The sequence below is a fragment of the Nonomuraea purpurea genome, from assembly GCF_042650645.1.
Taxonomy (GTDB): domain Bacteria; phylum Actinomycetota; class Actinomycetes; order Streptosporangiales; family Streptosporangiaceae; genus Nonomuraea; species Nonomuraea purpurea.
Map to the genome: position 1 here is coordinate 63,663 of NZ_JBHSBI010000044.1, position 17,940 is coordinate 81,602.

The following is a 17,940-nucleotide window of genomic DNA, read 5'->3' on the forward strand; positions in this document are numbered from 1 at the left end:
GGACGTTACGTCGGGGTCAAGGGTGGTCACGACCGCGAACCTCGCTTGTGGGAGCGACACCCAGATCCAGCACCCTTCGACGGTTTCCACCGGCGCAACTCAGTCAGGTTCGTACGCGGGCTTGCCCGAATGCGCGCTTTTCGTGCGGTCCGATATCGCGAGCCTTACCTGCGACGCTGTACCGGCCCGGGATCGGTCAAGCACCCCACCCTTTTCGTGCGCCCCCACGGCGGACGGCGTGAGCGTGCGTGTCACGGGTGGCTCAGGTCTGGTCGAGGAGCCGATCGAGTGCGGCCTGCGCCGCCGCCTCGTCCAGCCGGTGCCCGGACTCACGATGCAGCTTGACGGCCCTGCGGGCGTCGTCGACCCGGTCCGGGCCCGCCCCGGCCAGCACGGTGAGCGCCTGGCCTTCGAGCTGCCGCATGCCGTACCGGACGGCTGCGTCACGGGCCTGGCGCGCGTGGTCGGCGGCCTCCTCCGGACGCCCGCCCTCCAGCAGCACCTCCGCCAGCCACACGCGGGCCCGGGTGTTCAGGAAGGGGTAGGCCCTGTCGCGGTAGGCGGCGAGCACATCCTCCAGCAGCTTGACGCGTTCGCCGAGGCCGAGTGAGTCGTCCACGCGGGCGAGCGTGCCGCTGGCCTCGTCGTACCCGCTGCTCGGGCCCCGATTCTCGTCGGCCGCATGGACGGCGCGTCGGGCGGTGTCGGCGGCGCGCACGGTGTCGCCCCTGCGATGCCAGGCCATGGCCGCGCTGGCCAGCGTGCGGGCGAGCTGGGAGCCGCCGCTCACCCCCGTCAGCCCCCGGTCGAAGGCGTCCATGGCGGCACCGATGTCGCCCAGCGCCAGGTGGATGTCGCCGACGATGGTGTAGGCCCTGGCCTGCCCGCCGGGCGACTCGGGCAGCGACTGCCGGACGCGGATCGAGCGGAACTGCCGCTCCAGCGCCTCGCGGGGGCGGCCGGCCCACAGGAGGGTCATCGCGTAGTTCTCCAGCGCCATGGCCAGCTTCGTCGTGGCGCGCGGCTCGAACTCCTCCCACAACTGGATGATGCGATCGTGGTAGGCCAGGCTCTCGTGGAGGTTGCCGAGGCTGGTGGTGGCGATGACCAGGTTGCTCAGCGCCAGCAGCGTGCCGGTCTTCCAGCCGATCTTGTCGTAGAGGCGGGAGGAGATCCGGCAGTGGTGGATGGCGGGACGGGGCTCGTTCAGCATGAGCCTCGCGTTGGCCAGCGTGTGGTGCATGCCGGCCTGGCCGGCGCGGTCGCCCGAGCGCTCGGCCGCGGCCAGGGCGCGGGCGGCGACCTCGATGACGACGTTCGGCTGGTAGCCGTCGTACATGAAGGTGCGCAGGGTCTCCACCAGCCGCCACAGCAGCCTGCCGCGGGCGTGGTCGATCACGGCGAGCAGGTTGTGCTGCTCGATCCTGAACCAGGCGTGCGCGGCCTGGGCGTCGGCGAACTCCTCCGCGTCGGGCGGCGGGTCCTCCTCGGTCAGCGGGAGCAGATCGATGGACGGCGCGAACAGCGACGCGGCGGCGCGGGCGGTGTGCAGATAGTACGCGTGCAGCCCGGCGGGGTCGTCGTCCCCGGCGACGCAGTGCTCGCGGGCGTAGAGGGAGACCAGGTCGTGCAGCAGGTAGCGGCCCGGCGCGTGCTCCTCGACGAGGTGGGCCGAGGCGAGCCTGGCCAGTAGCCTCCTGGCCGTACCCAGGTCGGTTTCGGCCAACCGGGCGGCCGAGCTCGCCGTGAAGTCGCACCCCGGCACCAGCCCGAATCGCCGGAACAGCACCTGGGCGTCCGGCGGGAGCGCCGCGTACGAACTGGCGAACGCCGTGGCCACGGTGGCCTGCGCGTCGCCCTCGGCCGCCAGCGTGTTCCAGCGGTCGGCGTGCAACTCCTCGATGTAGTCGCGCAGGCTGGCCCGGCCGCTGAGGTTCGCGCCGGCGATGGCCAGGGCCAGCGGCAGGTGGCCGCACAGCTCGGCCAGCTCGGCGGCGGCCTTCGGGTCGGCGCCGACCGGGTCGCGGCCCACGAGGTCTGCCAGCAGGTCGCGGGACTCGTCAGGGCTGAACGCGCCCAGCCGTATGTTCTGCGCCCCCTGCAGGACCAGGCCGCGCAGCGCGTCGCGGCTGGTCACGATGACGGCGCAGGAGGAGCCGCCGGGCAGCAGGGGGCGCACCTGCTCCACGTGGGCGGCGTTGTCGAGCACGACGAGCACGCGCCGGGTGGCCAGCGTCGAGCGGTAGAGGTCGAACTGCTCGGCCGACCCCCTGGGCGGGGGCACGCCGAGCGCTTCGAGCAGGCGCGGCAGCACGCGCTCCGGCGGCAGCGGTTCGCCCTGGCCGCCCAGGTTCAGGTGGAGCTGACCGTCGGGGAAGTCCGCGGCGACCTGGTGCCCGACGTGCACGGCCAGCGCGGACTTGCCGATGCCCGCCGCCCCGGTCACGACGGCGACCCGGCCACCGCGCAGCAACTCCCGCAGGCGTTCTGCTTCGGCGCGCCGGCCGACGAAGGCGGCCACGTCTCTGGGGAGCTGGCGCGGCACCATGGGCCGGTGGCCTTCGAGGATGCGCTGGTGCAGGTCACGCAGGCGAGGGCCGGGATCGACGCCCAGCTCCCCCGCCAGCAGCCGCTGCACGTCGTGGAACAACTCCAGCGCCTCCGCCGTGCGCCCGTCGTGCCACAGCGCTGTCATGGCCAGCGCGTGCGGGGTCTCCCTGAGCGGCTCGTCGTCCCTGAGTTCCTGCAGCAGCGCGGGCACCTCACGGTGGCGGCCCGCATCGATCAGGGCGGCGGCGTGGTCCTCCAGCAGATCCCACAACTCGCGCTGCAGCGGGACGCGGACGCGCTGCTCGACCCAGTCGCTGCCGATGCCCTGCAGCGGCTGCCCCCGCCACTGCTCCAGCGCCCGCTCCCAAGCGGCCGCCGCGAGATCGGGCCGCCCTGCCGCGCGCCCCTCGGCGACCAGGAGGCGGAAGCGGCGCAGGTCCACCTCCTCGTCGGGCACGGCCAGCGAGTAGCCGGCCGTCGTGCTGGCGATACGCTCGCCGAGCATCTTGCGTAGCTGCGACACCTTGAGCTGGACGATGGTCTTGGCGGTTTTGGGCGGATCCTTCTCCCACAGCGCCTCGATCAGCCGGTCCACCGGGACGAAGGCGCCGGGGTGGGCCGCCAGCAGGCCGAGGACGCACTGCTGCTGTGCCCCCTCGATCGGAATTCGTGCACCGCCTTCGAACACCTCGACGGGGCCGAGCACGCGGATGTCCATCGCGTCCGAGCATAATGCGTCAAACCGCCATCATCAGCGCACCGCCACCTGCGACCACAGCATGCCTCGATGCCACATTCGTCCTTCTCAACGAGCGTTTGTGAGGGGCTCGACCGAGCTCAGCTTCCGGCCGATCCGCGGGAAGGGGAGTCTGCGCGTCCGAGGTTGATCATGGCCCGGTACAGGGCGGCGTGCGCGGGCGGGGCAGGGAGCGGGCCGCGGACCGGGGTCTGAAAGGACTGGATCATCAGGGCGAGAATGCGGCGCCAGGCGTCGGGGGCGTCGGCGGCGGTGGCGGTGATGACGCCGGCGGTGGCCATGAGCAGCAGGGCCACGTCTTGCGGGGTGAAGTCGTCGCGCAGGTGGCCTGCGGCTTTGGCGCGGTCGATGAGGCTCACCACGCCGTCGTAGGCCTGGCTGCGGCGGCCCTCCAGGGTCTTGGCGGTGGGGAAGGTCATGGTCAGCACGTCGGCGAAGCCGCGGTCGGCGGCTTGCATGGCGCACACCGTGTGGAGGTAGCCGGTGAAGCCGTGCCAGGGGTCGCAGTCGGCCAGGGCGGTGGCGACGGCCTCGACGTAGGCGTCCATGCGGTCGGCGAAGACGGCGGCGACCAGGTCTTCCTTGGCGGGAAAGCGGCGGAACAGGGTGGCGATGCCGACGCCTGCTTCGCGTGCGACCGAGGCCATGGAGGCGCCCAGGCCGTCGCGGGCGAACACGCTGCGGGCGGCGGCCAGGATGCGTTCGCGGTTGCGTTCGGCGTCGCTGCGCAGCGGTGGGGTGGTGTCGTCGGCTTGCGGATCGCCTGGGTTCATGGGTTCACCCTACCGAATTGGAAAGGCCTATCCGATTTGGCTGTATGCTGGCCGGCGAATCGGATAGGCCTTTCCAGATCGATCGGAGGAGTTTGATGCGTGCTGTCACGCTGACGCAGGTGCCCGGGACCCCTGAGGTGACCGAGGTGGAGACGCCGCGCCCGGAGACCGGCGAGGTGCTGGTCAAGGTGGCCGCGTCCTCGGTGAACGGATTCGACCTGGGCACTGTGGCCGGATACCTGCAGGGCATGATGGAGCACCGCTTCCCGCTGATCCCGGGCAAGGACTTCGCCGGCACCGTTGAGACAGTCGGTGACGGTGTCGAGGGCTTCGCGGTCGGCGACGCCGTGTTCGGCGTGGTGACCAAGCCGCACCTCGGCACCGGATCGATGGCGCAGTACGTCACCGTTCCCGCCGCCATCGGCCTCGCCCACCGGCCGGAGGGAGTCTCGGTGCGCGACGCGGGGGCGCTCGGGCTGGCGGGCACCGCCGCCTTCGACGGTCTGGCCACGCTCGGCCCGATCGAGGGTAAGACGGTGCTGATCTCAGGCGCCACCGGAGGTGTGGGCACCCTGGCGGTGCAACTGGCCGCGGCCCGCGGTGCGCGCGTGATCGCCACTGCCAAGCCGGGCCCCGAAGCCGACTTCGTCTCGGCGCTGACCGAGGCCGAAGTGCTCCTCGTCGACTACACACACGACGTGACCGCGCAGGTTCAGGCCCTCGCCCCAGCGGGGGTCGACGCGGTGCTGCATCTGGCGGGTGACCTGGCCGAGCTGACCGCCCTGGCGCACGCCGCCGTCGCCTCCGCCCTGGCCGTCCCCGAAACCCCGGAGGGACGCGAACTCCAAACCGCCATGATCCAGTCCAACCCGACTGCCGACACCCTGTCCACGCTCGCCGGACAAGTCGCCGCCGGCACCCTGAAGGTGTCGGTGAGCTCCGTCCACGACCTGGAGCAGGCCGGCGAGGCGTTCGCCGCGTTCGGCGCCGGCACGCTCGGCAAGATCGCGCTCACCGTCGCCTGATCCACCCCTTTCCCAGATGTGCCCAGCATCGCCATCGCCGGAGTCGGCCCCGGTATGGGCCCGGCCATCGCCCGTACCTTCGGCTCCCGCGGCTTCGACGTCACTAAACGCGCGTTCAACAGCACGTGACCTACGCGAAGAACAACTCAACAGACTGGAGAGGACTCCTCATGTCACAGGTTTGGCTCATCACCGGCGCCTCCCGTGGGCTGGGCCGCGCCATCGCGGACGCTGCACTCGCGGCCGGACATTCGGTCGTGGCGACGACCCGCAGCGGCATGCTCGACAACACCGATCCACAGTTCAGCGACCGCCTGCTGGTGCTGCCGCTCGACGTCACGACACCCGGCGAGCGGGCCTACTCCTCGCTGGTCGAGTCGGTTATGGAGCGTTACGGACGTATCGACGTCCTGGTCAACAACGCGGGCCGCGGCATGTTGATCCACTTCGAGGAGACGGACGAGGCACAGGTGCGCGAACTGTTCGAGACGAACGTCTTCGGGCTCATGCGCGTGACCCGGGCCGTGCTCCCGATCATGCGACAGCAGCGGTCAGGACACATCTTCAACATCTCCTCCGCCGCAGGCTACGTGGGCGGCGCCGGCATGTACTCCGCCACCAAGTTCGCCGTCACGGGATTCACCGAGTCGCTGGCGTTTGAGCTGCACCCGTTTGGCATCAAGGCGACCAACGTCGCGCCGGGCTACTTTCGCACCGACTTCCTCGACGTTTCCTCCGTGCAAGCCGGCCCTGCTCAGGAACTGGACGATTACCAGCCCTCCCGTACAGGGATGCGATCCTTCGCCGAGCAGGCCAATCACCAGCAGGTCGGCGATCCGGCGGCCCTGGGACGTCTTCTCGTCGAGGTCGCCGCCGCAGAGCACCCACCCCTACACCTTGCTGTCGGCGGGGACTGCATCGAGGAAATCGAGCAGCATCAGCGCACCCTCATGTCGGACATCGACACCTGGCGCGAGAGGGCAGTCGCCACCGCGCACCAAACCGCTTAGGTCAGCGCCACCGCCTGGGAGCTCGACGCGCTCATCGCAGCGCCCTGCCGAGGGACCACCCGAGGACGCCCGAGCAGATCCGCCACGCCGTCCACCTGTACCTGCGCTGATCCTCTCGCCCTGTCCCGCACTGATCGGAAAGCCGATGCACGCCGTCCCCCTCGCCGCACCCACCCGTCAGGCCCGCGCCGCCGTCGCCGCGCTGTTTCTCACCAACGGTGCCGTGTTCTTCAACGTCGTCCCGCGCTACCCGCAGATCAAGGCCGATCTCGGCGTGAACAACGCCGTCTTCGGCACCGCGCTGGCCGGGTACCCGATCGGCGCGCTGCTGGCCGGGCTGCTCGCCGGCGCCGCCATCCGCCGGTTCGGCTCCGCGCGCGTAGCAGCGTTGGGGATCGTGGTGACCACTGCCGCGACGCTGTTCATCCCTCTCGCGCCACACTGGGTCGCCTTCGGCGGCGCGCTGTTCGTCGTGGGCGCCCTCGACGCCGTCGTCGACGTCGCGCAGAACGCCCACGGCCTGCGCGTCCAACGGCTCTACCGGCGCTCCATCCTCAATTCGCTGCATGGCGTGTGGAGCGTCGGAGCGGTCCTGGGCGGCCTGATGGGCTCGGCCGCCGCCGGCCTCCGCCTGCCCCTCGCGGCCCATCTCGGCATCTCCGCGACGCTGTTCAGCGTCGTCGCCCTGGTCGCCTACCGGTTCCTGCTCCCCGGCCCCGAAGACGCCGAGCGCCCCGCCGAAGCCCAGGACGTCGCCGCAGCGGACCTACCACCGGCTCGCGGACAGTGGCGCTCGTTCACCGGCTCGGCTGTGCGGATGCTCGCCGCACTCGGCGTGCTGGCCGCCTGCGGCGCGCTGGTCGAGGACGCCGGCGCGTCCTGGGGCGCCCTCTATCTCAGCGGCCTGCACGCCGATGCCGCCACCGCGGGCCTGGCCGTCGTGGCGTTCCAGGCCGCCATGACCGTCGGCCGCCTCAGCGGCGACCGCGTGGTGGACCGTTTCGGTCAGCGCATGGTGGCCCGTGCCGGAGGGATCCTGGCCGCCGCCGGCATGGGCGCCGCCCTGGCCGTCCCGTCCGTCGGGGCCGCGCTGGCCGGCTTCGCCCTGGCCGGGCTCGGCTTCGCCACGCTCGTCCCAGCCGCCATGCACACCGCCGACGAGTTGCCCGGCCTGCCCTCCGGCACCGGCCTGACCATCGTCAGCTGGCTGCTGCGCGGCGGATTCCTGTTGTCGCCGCTCCTGGTCGGATTCGTCGCCGACCTCATCAGCCTGCGCGTCGGGCTGCTGTCGGTCGTCCTGGCCGGCGCCGTCACCGTCGTCCTCGCCCGTGTCCTCGTCAACCACACTGCGGGCTGAAACGGGGCGCGCGGCAAATCCACGGTTTGCTCGGCAGACAATCGAGCTGAGGCACCGCAACGGCGGTCGGACGGGAGTCGCGATGGAGAGCATGACGAAGAACCGGTAGCCGCTCAAGACGCTGCGGGCGATGATCGAGCGAGCCTACGGGACCGCCCAGGTGCCCGACGGCGACGACTTCGCCGAGGAAATCACGCACGGCTGGTTCAACGTGGTGTATCGCATTCGGCTTCGTGACGGGCAGCAGGTGGTGCTGAAAATCGCCCCTCCTGAGTATGTGGCGGTGCTGACCCGTGAGCGAAACATGATGCGCAACGAGCTTGCCGCGATGGCGCTGGTCCGGGATCGCACCAGGGTTCCGGTGCCGCGGGTCGATCACGCAGACCTGTCGCGGGAGCTGATCGATGCGGACTACTTCTTCATGGAGTACGTCGATGCCGACAACTTCGGCCTCGCGGCGGCAGATGGTCGCCTGACGGCCGAGGTCATCACCGCGGGCGGACGACAACTCGGCGCACTCAACCGGGAGCTGAACTCCATCGTGGGGCCGCACTTCGGGCCGCTGGAGGGCCCGGGATCGGCAACATGGCGAGAAGCGTTCACCACGATGATCGAGGACACGCTCATCGATGGCACCCACGTCCAGGTCGACATCGGCTGGGACTACGACGAGAGGCGCCGCTCGTCCTGGCACTCGGGACGCGCGGGCCCACTGGAATCTGGATCAGCCTGCCGATCGGTGAAGCGATCTCGGTCGTGGCCGCCGCCGGCCTTCTATGGAGGTTCGGCAAACCCGGGACCCGAGGGGCGCGAGCCGCCGCGCAGCCAGTCAGGGCACCTTGACCATGAGCATCTCGCTGAGCCGCTGCCGGAAGCGGGCACCCATGCTCACGCCGGTCGGGTCGAGGAGCCGCTGCACCTGCAGACCGTCGACCAACGCCATGAGATCCGCTCCGGCACCCGCGATGCTCGTTCCCGGAGCACAGCGGCCAGGAGCGCTGCTCCCCGTAGGGGTCCGGTCAGGCGTCGCGGTGGTTGATTGCCAGGGTTGCCAGCAGGAGGGACACCACAACGTAAGTCACCAGGATGACGGCGGCCGTTGAGGGACCGAAGGTTCCGGCGTCGGGTACGGCGGCCAGTTGCCTGGCCAGCGACGGAATCGTCAGGGAGCTGATCCAGTCGTTCCACGGCGCTGGGAGGAAGCGCTCGAGCACGGTCGGGGACAGCGGGAGGACGACCAGCGCGATGAGCGTTCCCGGTGTCGAACGCAGGACCGTGGCCAGGCCCAGCCCCATCACCCCGGCGACGGCGCAACCGGCGCCGGTGGTCAGAACCTCGGCCAGGGCCGCATGTTCGGCGAACGAGGCGCCGATCGGACGTCCGGCCACCACGGCCTGTGCGGTGAAGTAGGTGGCGAACGCCAGCACTTGGCCCGCGACAGCGGCCACGGCGGCCACTACGGCGGCCTTGGCCAGAAGGAGTGTCCACCGGCTCCGGATCGTGGTCAGGGTGAGTCTGATCATGCCGGTGGTGTACTCGCCGGAGATGGCGAACATGCCCAGCATGCCGAACAGCACAGGGGGAATGTCGGCGCTGAGGCTGAGACCTGTGCCGACGGGGTCGCCGCCGGGGCCGTTGGTGTCGAAGTAGTGCGAGATCGAGTAGGCGGCGAAGCCGGTGAACATAAGGGCCGAGAGCGTGGAGGCCAGGACGTAGTAGGTGGCTCGGAGTGAGCGTAGCTTGAGCCATTCCGATGCGACGACGTTCATCATTGGGTGATCTCCATGAAGGCCTCCTCCAGTGAGGTCCGGCGCGACATCAGCTCGTGAACGGCACAGCCGTTCGCCAGGGCGATGTCGCCGATGGCGGCTGCGGTCAGGCCGGTCACCAGCAATTGCGCTCCGGTGCCGGGGTCCCGCACGGGGCGCGCATTGGCTTCAGCCGCTGCGGGCCAACCGGGCGCCGGCTCCTGGCCCAGGCCGGTGTCCTGGGCCGGGTGGACGGTTGCTCCAGCGCCTGCGAGCACTGGTTCCTCACCGGCGTCGGGGTCGTGGGCGGGGCGTATGGTTGCTCCGGCCGCTTCGAGTGCCTTGGACAGGCGGGCCGCATGGGATGATCGGACCAGTACGCCGCTCTGGAAACGGGCCAGCAGGTCCGCCATCGAGGCGTCCTCGATCAGCCGGCCCTGGCCGATGATGATGAGCCGGTCGGCGGTGAGGGACATCTCGGTCATGAGGTGGCTCGACAGCAGGACGGTGCGCCCCTCGGCCGCCAGGGATCTGAGCAGTGTCCTGAGCCAGCGGATGCCGTCGGGGTCGAGGCCGTTGGCCGGCTCGTCGAGGATGAGCACGCCCGGGTCGCCGAGCAGTGCCGCCGCGATGCCGAGGCGTTGGCGCATCCCCTGGGAGAATCCGGCGATCCGCCTGCGTGCCGCCCCGGCCAGGCCGACCTCCTCCAGCAGCTCCACGACCCTGCGGCGCCCGATCCCGCCCGCATACGCCAGCGCCTGCAGGTGAGCGAACGCGCTGCGCCCGCCCTGTACCTCGGCCGCGTCGAGCATGGCGCCGACCTGGCGCATGGGGTCGCGCAGGTCGTGTTTGCGGAGGCCGTTGATCAATGCCTTGCCCGACGTGGGCGTGTGGAGGCCGAGGATGATGCGCATGGTGGTGGACTTGCCGGCGCCGTTCTGCCCGAGGAAGCCGGTGACCTGTCCGGGTTTGGCGTCGAACGTGAGCCCGGACACCGCGCGCGTGGAGCCGTACAGCTTCGTCAGGTCTGTGACCTCGATCATTTCCCCACCTTCTGGATAATCTCGGCCGGGCAGCGTGTACCGGGCGCGGGCAACTCCCCCGTGGTCAGGTAGGCGTTGACGTGCCGCCGCAGGCAGGTGTTTCTCGCCCACGACGCGTGGCCGTCGCCGTGCCACAGGACGCGCGCGGACGGGATCTGCTCGGCTACGTGCGCCTGCCCGCGATAATTGGTGTTGTTGTCGAGCTCTCCGATCGCGAAGAGGATCGGCGGGGCCTGCTTCACGCGCAGTGGGTGCGGCGCCCAGGACGCGCCCCCGCGGCGGCCCCAGCACCGACCGAGCTCGAAGCGTCCCTCGAGCCAGCCGAACCTCGGCGCGATCTCACGGAGTCTGGCCTCGATGCCCTGGAACTCTTCGTACGTCGGCAGCTTCGGCATGAAGTCGTTGCACAAGGAGTCGTCGCTCACGGACGTGCGGCCCTCATCCGGGAGCAGTTCCTCCTCCAGGAAGTCGCCGGCATCGCCGTCGAGGGCCTTGCGGATGGCCGTGGCGAGCTGGGGCCAGAGCGCCGGATTCATGCCTTTGACCGCGCCGGCGTACAGCTGCCCCTCATGCACCGTCCGTCCGGCCGACGCCGGCAGCGGCGCGCGGCGCACTCTGGCAACGAGCTCGTCCCACGCCTCGCCGGCGTCCGTGCCGCGCAGGGCGCAGTCGGTTCGGCGGGCACACCAGTCGCGGAAGCGGGTGAGATGGCGCTCCTGCGTGAGCGCGTAGTTGCGCAACCAGGGCTCGAAGTCCTGCTGGGTGTGATCGGCGGTGCCGTCGAAGTACATCCGGCCGACCCGCTGCGGGAACAGCTCCAGGTATGCCTGGGCGTAGACGGTCCCGTACGAGTTGCCCGCGTAAATGAGTTTGTCCTGGCCGAGTGCGGCGCGCAGGGCGTCGATGTCGTGCGCCACGTTCCATGCCGTCATCCCGCGCCAGGCCGATTTGGCCATGATGCGACAGCTCGCCTGATGGGCGGCGTTCTTGGCGGCGTGGGCGTCCCAGTCCTGCTTCGTCCTGGCCAGGAGCAGTCCGAAGATGGAGGCCCCGGGCTCCGCGCAGCCCACTCTCTTGCGACTCGCGGGCTCCGACAGGCCGCGCGGATCGATGGCGATGACGTCGAAGCTCTTCTGCAACTCGTCAAGCAGGTTCGGCAGCTCCGGCGGAGCATCGGGCTGGCTTTTCCGCCTGAGCATCGACGTGCTGGTGCCGGGCCCTCCGAAGTTGACGATCAGCGGCCCGATGCTCTTGCCCGTCGCGGGCAGTTTGGCCACGTGTACCGAGGTTCTGGGCCCGCCAGGATCGGCCCAGTTCACGGGAACGACCAGCTGGGCGCATCGCAGGCCGTCACCACAGTCCTTCCACACGAGGCCGTGGGCCTGCGCCGAGGCCAGCGCGATACCGCTGGGCGGCACGGCGAGACAGGCCGCCAGGCACAGGGCGATGAGTCTGCGTCGGTTCATGGCGGCAACGATGCTGTACGGCGGCGGGTCCGCACATCGGAGCCGGATCCGATCTTTGGGATCGGACCAGGGTCATACGGTACGGACGCGCGTGGGCGGAGTACGACCCTGGTCTGACGGCCCGTGCTCCGATTCGCCCCCGCTCGTTCCTCGATAACGTCGGGTTGTGAACCTGCTCGCCCGACGGCCTCCGCCCTGGCTGCTCATCCTGGCCGACGCCGTGGTCGCGATGCTGCTCGCGGTGGCGGCCACGGGGAGCCCGCCGGAGCTGACCACGAACGCCCTGACGACGGCGCTGTGCTGGCTGCTCGCGGTGCCCGTGGCGGTGCGGCGGCTATGGCCGGAACCCGCCTATTATGGTGCGCTCCTGATCGGCCTTGCCGTGCTCGCGCTGCAGGGCAACTGGCTGATGCCGACGGCCGTGGCGGCCCTGGCCATCTACCCGGTGGCGACCGGCCGGCCGGTGTGGCGATCGGCGATCGCCCTGGTGTCGGGCCTGCTCGTCAACGGAGGCTCGCTGCTGGTCTCGATGTCGGGCCGACCACAATATTCGAACGGCTGGCCCGACCCCGTCTTCATCCTCGGTATGGTCTGGCTGGCCGTCGGAGCGAGCTGGAGTCTCGGCACGGCGGCGCGCACCCGCCGCGAGTTCGCCGCCCGCGAGGCCAGGAGGCAGGCCGAGCAGGCGGCGGCCGATGAACGCCTGCGGATCGCGCGCGAGTTGCACGACGTCGTCGCCCATTCGATGAGCTTGATCACCGTCAAGGCGGGGGTGGCGGCCAAGGTCCTGGACAAGCATCCGGAGGAAGGGCGCAAGGCGTTGCGGGCCATCGAGGAGATCGGGCGCGGCTCGCTCGCGGAGATGCGCCAGTTTCTCGGGGCGCTGCGCGCACCCGGCAGGTCACCCGACAGTACGCCGCTCCCCCGGCTCGCCGACCTGCCGTCCCTGGCGCACCACGCGGCGCAGGCCGGCGTGCAAGTCGATCTGACGGTGAACGGAGCCGTGCCCGACAGCATGGCGCTGGCCGTTTACCGCATCGTCCAGGAGGCGATCACCAACGTCGTCAAGCACGCCGCTCCCGCCCACTGCCAGGCCAGCGTGTCGGTCGCCGATGGGAGGTTGCGGATCTCCGTGGTCGACGACGGGCCTGGGCAGAGGGTGCTGCCGGGGCGGCCGGGTGGGCACGGGCTGGCCGGAATGCGCGAACGGGCCCTGCTGTACGGCGGCACCTTCGAGGCCGGCCCACTTCCGGGAAGGGGGTTCGGCGTGCACGCGTCATGGGAGATCCCCTGACCCGCCTGGGAGTTCCACCCCCTCTCGACGAAGGGAGAGGTGTCGGCGAAGCGCGGGCGAACGGCGGGCCCCTGCGCTCCGAGAAAGCATAGGCGTGAATCGGTCATGATGGATGTGATGACGAGAATCACACGCGTGAGCCGGAGGAAGCGGAGTCCGCGAGTCCGGACAGGGCCAGGCCTGGCCGAGGTGGGTGCGGCAGGGGGAGGCACGTGATTCGGGTGCTCATCGCCGACGATCAGGCGCTCCTGCGCGGCAGCTTCCGCCTGCTGATCGACTCGGAGAACGACCTCACCGTGGTCGGGGAGGCGGGCGACGGGCGGGAGGCGGTGGCGCTGGCACGTACGGAGGCACCCGACGTGGTGCTCATGGACGTCAGAATGCCCGAGATGGACGGCATCACCGCGACCGGGCAGATCGCCAGGGACACTCGGGTGCTCATCCTGACCACGTTCGACCTCGATGAGTACGTCTATTCTGCGCTGCGCGCAGGCGCCAGCGGGTTCCTGCTCAAGGACGCGCCTCCGGACGACCTCCTGAAGGGGATCCGGATGGTGGCGTCGGGTGAGACGCTGCTCGCGCCGACCGTCACCACCCGACTGATCGCGGAGTTCGTACGGCGGCCGGTCCAGCAGCCCTTTCACGGGCTCGACACGTTGACGGACCGGGAGCGCGAGGTGCTCACCCTCGTCGCCCACGGGCTGTCCAACGCCGAGCTCAGTGTGCAGCTCCAGGTGAGTCCTGGGACCGTGAAGACGCATATCGGCCGTCTGCTGGCCAAGCTCAACGCCCGCGACCGTGCCCAGCTCGTCATCGCCGCCTACGAGGCCCGCCTGGTCACGCCGCGTTAGCCGACCACGCGCCGGAACCGCGAGCCACCCACCGTCCTGTCGATCTGCGGGACGGCCGGATCGCCGATGACCTGGCCGCGTGGCTGAAGGACCATCCCGGGGCGCATAGGGCCGGCTGATGTGCGCAGTCGGCAGGGCGACAGCTGTGCGACATCCTCGGCGCTGATCTCCCAGCCCTTGCCCGGCAGCCGGCGCATCACCTCCATCTAACTAATAACCCTTGAGTTCCTTCGGGCTTCTTCGGCCTCTCTAGCCGCAGGACCTGGGCTTCTCTGCTGGGGCTCCGGCTTCTTCTAGCGTTGATGAGATTTCGGAAATCCTGAAGGTCTATCGTCCTGGTCGTTCGTCTTGCTGTGAAAGTGAAGGCGAGGTGGCCGGAGTTGGCGCTGGCGGTGGTGAAGGATCTGCGGGTGGCGCGTGCCCCGGCCACCGCAGAGGACCTGGAGGCGCTGGAGACCGACATGCTGGCCGGGTTCGTGCTGGCCCGGGCGGTGGCGGGGCTGTCGGACGGGACCATCTCCTCCGACGTAGTGCATCTCGAGCAGGTGCGGGCCTGGTTCGGCCGACCGCTGTGGGAGATGGAGCCCGCCGACGCCGATGCGTACTTCGGCAAGGTGCTGCGCTCCACCGCGAAGGGCACCCGGCTGGCCCGAGCGCAGGCGATCAAGACGTTCTTCCTGTTCCTGGAGCTGCGTCACAAGGTCGAGATCCACCAGATGACCGGGCGCGTCGTCGAGTGCCCGATCGATGAGATGAATCGGCCGCGCGGCGGCCCGCTGGGCAAGCTGCGCATCCCGCCCACCGCTGAGCAGGTGAGCCGGTTGTTTGCCGGATGGCGGCAGGAGCTGGCGAGCTGCACGGCACGTGGCCGGGGGTGTCGAGAGGAAGCTCGTTGATCGTCGCGTCCGAGTGTTCCCACGTGCGCCGATAGAATCCGATGATCTGATCGCGGGTCTCGTCCGCGGTCGCCCACAGATCGCTGCCGTTGGAGTCCTGCCACCGGGGCAGCGGTTCCGGGGAAGGGCGGTCGAAGACCTCGCCGAAGTACCTGGCCTCGACGCTGGCCACGTGTTTGACCAGACCGAGGAGGTTGGTCCCGGTCGCTGTCAAAGGTCGGCGGGCGTCGTATTCGGACAAGCCGTCGAGTTTCCAGAGCAGCGCCTTGCGGTCCCGCCGCAGTCTCCCGTGCAGGTTGTCTTTCGCGAAATCGTCGATCATGGGTCACGATTCTGTCAGGCTGCGCCGGTGGGCTCAGCTGGCGGAGCTGCCTGGCGTCGGCTCCGCGGCCGGGGCGTGCGGAGAGGGCGGGACTGAAGCGTGTCCGAGGGGTCGTCGGGTGGCGGAGCATGTGCGGTCTGGCCCGGAATCCGGCCTGCTTGGCCAGGCGGCAGAACAGCTCATAGGCCGTCCCGTACGACATGGCCTTGCCCAGCGGCACGTGGAACAGGTTCACGAACACCATGTCCCCGGCGTCCTCGACGATCTCGGCCCGCTCGAACTGGTAGTGCGCATAGAGCTCGATCGTGACCTCGTCCACCGGGATCGCCCGGGGCTGCCGGGTCTTGGCGAACGCGCCGTTGGCGTTGACCCGCCGCCGGACATGAACATGCGGCCCCTCGTGCCGGCAGCCCAGCACCCGAGAATCGGGCAGCAGATGCATGTCCTGTCTGCGCAGCCCGAGCGCTTCACCAATCCGCATGCCGGTCTGCGAAAGAAGCTGAATGAGGAACCTGTCGCGGTCGTGCCGGGCCAGACCGAGCAGCACGTCAATCTCCTCATCCGTCAGCCACTCATAGCCCGGGATCGCGACCCTGTACTTGATCGCGCGGGCCATGATCGTGCGGTGCTGACCGTCCTCGCTCGGATCGAACCCCGCCGGCAGGTAGCGCAGGAACTTCGGCTGAGTGAGCGTGTTGACCACCGTCGGCGGCACCCAGCCCTGCAGGCTGCACCACGACAGGAACTCCCCGACGGTCCCCATGATCGCGTTCGCGGTGCCCTCGCTGCGATATCGCACCGCAGCGCCCGGTTTGCGTGATCGCGACGGCATCGGCTCCTCCACCAACCAGCGCATCATCGCCATCAGCTGCGAAAGGCTCGGGCCGGCCCAGTCCAGCCCATGACCTCGGCAGTACGACAAGTACAAGGCGATCCGGCCCGCGTAGGTCTTCTCCGTGTTGAACGCCCGGCCCGCCCCGCGCAGCCCTGCCAGGTACGCGCACGCCTCGACATGCAACTCAAGGTCCTCGTCGACCACCACCCACGACACCGACTCATCGGCGGCCACCGCTCGTTCAGGCCGGAAGTACCGAGGCAGCCCACCTGACCTGCCCAACATGCCGTACGGACCCCCAGATACTGTGCGCCAAGTAGCCGCTCACACTACTTGAAGTACTTGTCGCATGACTGAGAGTCACCAAAGATAACCGAGGCGTCCGCGCAGGAGCTCGCCCGGCACTCCGACGACCTGCGCAAGGCCGGGTATCGCGTCGTGGCTGACGCTGACGATGATCAGGTGCTGCTGGTGCGCGAGTCCTCCTGATCGCGTTTGCTCAGCGCGTGGGGGTGGAGGTCAGCGGAGACGGCGGCGCTGGGCGGGGTCGGCTTCGGCGGTGATGCGCGCGGAGGTCTCCTCCCCCAGGCGGACGTAGCGGCCGAGGCTGGCCAGGTGCTGGTGGCGGCTCTTGGCCTGCAACTCCGGGGCGGTCCGTCCGGCCTGCGCGAGATGCTGCAACGCGCTGTGCCGAAGCTGGTGCAACGTCCATCCCTGGCGGTGCGGGTCCAGGTCGACGGAGGCGGTCTTGAACAGGTACTCGGCGCGCGGATAAGACAGCCGCCCCCGCCCGGTGATCGGGCAGATGTCACCGCGCGCGGGTGCGCGAGATCCGGAAGCGGGGGCGCGTCGGTCGGCCAGGAACACCGGCCCGGCAGTGCGGCCGGTCAGCAAGCGGGGCAGCAGTCGGGCGGTGGCGGTGGCCCAGTGCACGTATTCGATGGCGCCGCCCTTGGAGACGACCCGGGCGCGGAGGAACTCCAGGTCGAGGTCCTCGACGTTGAGGCTGAGGATTTCCTCGGCGCGGGCGGCCGTGTCGTAAAGGAGCCGCCACAGCACCCGTTCCCGCAGAGCGTGCGCGGGGTCGGTGAACAGCTTGTCCAGCCGGGCGGCCGGAAGGGCGCGGTCACCGCGCCGGGCGCTCCTGCGCCGCTCCAGCCGCCGGGCCGGGTTGGTGGCCAGCAGGTCCTGGCGCTGGGCCCAGGTGGTGAAGGAGACCAGCGCGGACAGGTGCCGGTTCCAGGTGGCGGCGGCCGCGGCCGTCCAGCGGTCCATCACCGCGGCGTACTGCTTGGGCGTCAGCGCGGCGACCGGATACTCCGGCCCGGCCACGACGGTCAGGCGGGCGAGGGTCTCGGCGTAGCCGGTGCGGGTGGTGGCCGCCTGCACCGACTCCAGGAAGCGCTCGACCGCGGCCGTCATCGGCGTTGCGGGCGAGGGGCCGCCGGCCGGGGCCGACGAGCCGGGGAAGCACACGACGGACACGGGCGTCCTCCGGGCAGGCGATGTGACACATAATCTAGCCGAGTCGGCGGTGCGGCGGCGGACGGCGAACTGGGCAGACGTGATCCGCTGAAGGCTGGTGTGACAGATAATGCAAGTTCTGTGTCACAGACGACAAATAGCTCAGAACTCCCTCTCCGCTTCTGAGTACCTTCGGGCGGCAGCCTCCGCATCGGGCGCCGCGCGTGGGCGGAAGCGCCAGGTCCGTGCGGACACTGCGGTCATCCAGTCGACGCGGAAGCTGCGCCAGTCGTCGCGCTCGAGGTCGTGGGCAAGTAGATACCAGCGCCGGTCGGAGGCGACCAGGCGATAGGGCTCGACCCGCCTCCGTCGTACCTCGTTCCCGGACGGGTAGTCGAAGTCCTCAGGGCCTGTCCAGTCTTGACGCTGCTGCAGCCTCTCTGTCAGGTTGGCCTCGGTAATTCGGCCGGAATTTCGTCCTGAAGATCGTTAATAGAGAAAGGTGCCTCCGACCTGCGATGATCGGATTGCCTAGATCACGAGATCGCA

14 protein-coding genes and 3 pseudogenes are annotated in these 17,940 nt (G+C 69.9%); 7 read left to right on the forward strand and 10 right to left on the reverse strand.

The features are described from left to right. Positions 1-262 precede the first annotated feature (262 nt). On the reverse strand, positions 263-3,268 hold the full coding sequence (locus ACFOY2_RS50040) for an AfsR/SARP family transcriptional regulator (protein ID WP_379535244.1): 3,006 nt from the start codon (positions 3,266-3,268) through the stop codon (positions 263-265). A 119-nt stretch (positions 3,269-3,387) separates the two neighbouring features. Continuing rightward, the gene (locus tag ACFOY2_RS50045; protein ID WP_379535245.1) at positions 3,388-4,080 is read right to left on the reverse strand and encodes a TetR/AcrR family transcriptional regulator; all 693 of its coding nucleotides are present in this window, start codon (positions 4,078-4,080) and stop codon (positions 3,388-3,390) included. A 95-nt stretch (positions 4,081-4,175) separates the two neighbouring features. Between ACFOY2_RS50045 and ACFOY2_RS50050 the strand changes: the two genes are divergently transcribed. From ACFOY2_RS50050 to ACFOY2_RS50065, 4 genes are all read left to right on the forward strand, one after another. Then, positions 4,176-5,105, forward strand: a complete 930-nt coding sequence (locus tag ACFOY2_RS50050; protein WP_379535246.1) for an NADP-dependent oxidoreductase — start codon at positions 4,176-4,178, stop codon at positions 5,103-5,105. Positions 5,106-5,230: 125 nt separating this feature from the next. After that, a complete protein-coding gene (locus tag ACFOY2_RS50055) occupies positions 5,231-6,115 on the forward strand; it encodes an SDR family oxidoreductase (protein ID WP_379535247.1) in 885 nt (294 codons plus the stop codon). Positions 6,116-6,260: 145 nt separating this feature from the next. After that, the gene (locus tag ACFOY2_RS50060) at positions 6,261-7,472 is read left to right on the forward strand and encodes an MFS transporter (protein ID WP_379535248.1); all 1,212 of its coding nucleotides are present in this window, start codon (positions 6,261-6,263) and stop codon (positions 7,470-7,472) included. 130 nt (positions 7,473-7,602) lie between these two features. Continuing rightward, positions 7,603-8,511: a phosphotransferase family protein gene (locus tag ACFOY2_RS50065; protein ID WP_379535249.1), complete on the forward strand. Its 909-nt coding sequence runs from the start codon at positions 7,603-7,605 to the stop codon at positions 8,509-8,511. On the opposite strand, the gene ACFOY2_RS50070 is transcribed toward ACFOY2_RS50065, so the two are convergent. The 3 genes from ACFOY2_RS50070 to ACFOY2_RS50080 are packed head-to-tail and all read right to left on the reverse strand — an operon-like array spanning position 8,492 to position 11,729. Next, complete coding sequence (locus tag ACFOY2_RS50070) at positions 8,492-9,244, reverse strand: hypothetical protein (RefSeq protein ID WP_379535250.1); 753 nt, start codon at positions 9,242-9,244, stop codon at positions 8,492-8,494. The genes ACFOY2_RS50065 and ACFOY2_RS50070 overlap by 20 nt on opposite strands. Then, the gene (locus ACFOY2_RS50075; protein ID WP_379535251.1) at positions 9,241-10,263 is read right to left on the reverse strand and encodes an ATP-binding cassette domain-containing protein; all 1,023 of its coding nucleotides are present in this window, start codon (positions 10,261-10,263) and stop codon (positions 9,241-9,243) included. Before ACFOY2_RS50075 ends, ACFOY2_RS50070 begins: the two co-directional genes overlap by 4 nt. Then, the gene (locus ACFOY2_RS50080) at positions 10,260-11,729 is read right to left on the reverse strand and encodes an alpha/beta fold hydrolase (protein WP_379535252.1); all 1,470 of its coding nucleotides are present in this window, start codon (positions 11,727-11,729) and stop codon (positions 10,260-10,262) included. The genes ACFOY2_RS50075 and ACFOY2_RS50080 overlap by 4 nt, the downstream gene beginning before the upstream one ends. 166 nt (positions 11,730-11,895) lie before the next feature. Here ACFOY2_RS50080 and ACFOY2_RS50085 point away from each other — a divergent pair, with 166 nt between their 5' ends. Together ACFOY2_RS50085 and ACFOY2_RS50090 are read left to right on the forward strand one after the other, a co-directional pair. Continuing rightward, entirely contained in the window at positions 11,896-13,023 is a 1,128-nt protein-coding gene (locus tag ACFOY2_RS50085) for a sensor histidine kinase (protein WP_379535253.1), read from the forward strand. 212 nt (positions 13,024-13,235) lie between these two features. Next, on the forward strand, positions 13,236-13,874 hold the full coding sequence (locus ACFOY2_RS50090) for a response regulator (protein ID WP_379535254.1): 639 nt from the start codon (positions 13,236-13,238) through the stop codon (positions 13,872-13,874). Here the strand turns inward: ACFOY2_RS50090 and ACFOY2_RS50095 are convergent. Further along, the gene (locus ACFOY2_RS50095) at positions 13,871-14,080 is read right to left on the reverse strand and encodes a hypothetical protein (RefSeq protein ID WP_379535255.1); all 210 of its coding nucleotides are present in this window, start codon (positions 14,078-14,080) and stop codon (positions 13,871-13,873) included. The genes ACFOY2_RS50090 and ACFOY2_RS50095 overlap by 4 nt on opposite strands. Before the next feature lie 153 nt (positions 14,081-14,233). On the opposite strand from ACFOY2_RS50095, the gene ACFOY2_RS50100 reads away from it, so the two are divergent. Further along, entirely contained in the window at positions 14,234-14,770 is a 537-nt protein-coding gene (locus ACFOY2_RS50100) for a hypothetical protein (RefSeq protein ID WP_379535256.1), read from the forward strand. Between the two features lie 10 nt (positions 14,771-14,780). Here ACFOY2_RS50100 and ACFOY2_RS50105 read toward each other — a convergent pair. The 4 genes and pseudogenes from ACFOY2_RS50105 to ACFOY2_RS50120 form a co-directional block, all read right to left on the reverse strand. Next, a pseudogene (locus tag ACFOY2_RS50105) lies at positions 14,781-15,092 on the reverse strand (mycothiol transferase); the annotation flags it as partial. Positions 15,093-15,270: 178 nt separating this feature from the next. Beyond that, positions 15,271-16,212 (reverse strand): annotated as a pseudogene (locus tag ACFOY2_RS50110) (tyrosine-type recombinase/integrase); the annotation flags it as partial. A 234-nt stretch (positions 16,213-16,446) separates the two neighbouring features. After that, entirely contained in the window at positions 16,447-17,412 is a 966-nt protein-coding gene (locus ACFOY2_RS50115) for a tyrosine-type recombinase/integrase (protein ID WP_379535257.1), read from the reverse strand. A gap of 186 nt (positions 17,413-17,598) precedes the next feature. After that, a pseudogene (locus tag ACFOY2_RS50120) lies at positions 17,599-17,790 on the reverse strand (WYL domain-containing protein); the annotation flags it as partial. Positions 17,791-17,940: the final 150 nt, after the last annotated feature.

Excerpts from the sequence above, each read along its gene's own strand:
- ACFOY2_RS50075 (WP_379535251.1), bottom strand. The coding sequence starts at position 10,263 with ATGATCGAGGTCACAGACCTGACGAAGCTGTACGGCTCCACGCGCGCG.
- ACFOY2_RS50045 (WP_379535245.1), bottom strand. The coding sequence starts at position 4,080 with ATGAACCCAGGCGATCCGCAAGCCGACGACACCACCCCACCGCTGCGC.
- ACFOY2_RS50080 (WP_379535252.1), bottom strand. The coding sequence starts at position 11,729 with ATGAACCGACGCAGACTCATCGCCCTGTGCCTGGCGGCCTGTCTCGCC.
- ACFOY2_RS50065 (WP_379535249.1), top strand. The coding sequence starts at position 7,603 with ATGATCGAGCGAGCCTACGGGACCGCCCAGGTGCCCGACGGCGACGAC.
- ACFOY2_RS50050 (WP_379535246.1), top strand. The coding sequence starts at position 4,176 with ATGCGTGCTGTCACGCTGACGCAGGTGCCCGGGACCCCTGAGGTGACC.
- ACFOY2_RS50095 (WP_379535255.1), bottom strand. The coding sequence starts at position 14,080 with ATGGAGGTGATGCGCCGGCTGCCGGGCAAGGGCTGGGAGATCAGCGCC.
- ACFOY2_RS50070 (WP_379535250.1), bottom strand. The coding sequence starts at position 9,244 with ATGATGAACGTCGTCGCATCGGAATGGCTCAAGCTACGCTCACTCCGA.
- ACFOY2_RS50040 (WP_379535244.1), bottom strand. The coding sequence starts at position 3,268 with ATGGACATCCGCGTGCTCGGCCCCGTCGAGGTGTTCGAAGGCGGTGCA.
- ACFOY2_RS50060 (WP_379535248.1), top strand. The coding sequence starts at position 6,261 with ATGCACGCCGTCCCCCTCGCCGCACCCACCCGTCAGGCCCGCGCCGCC.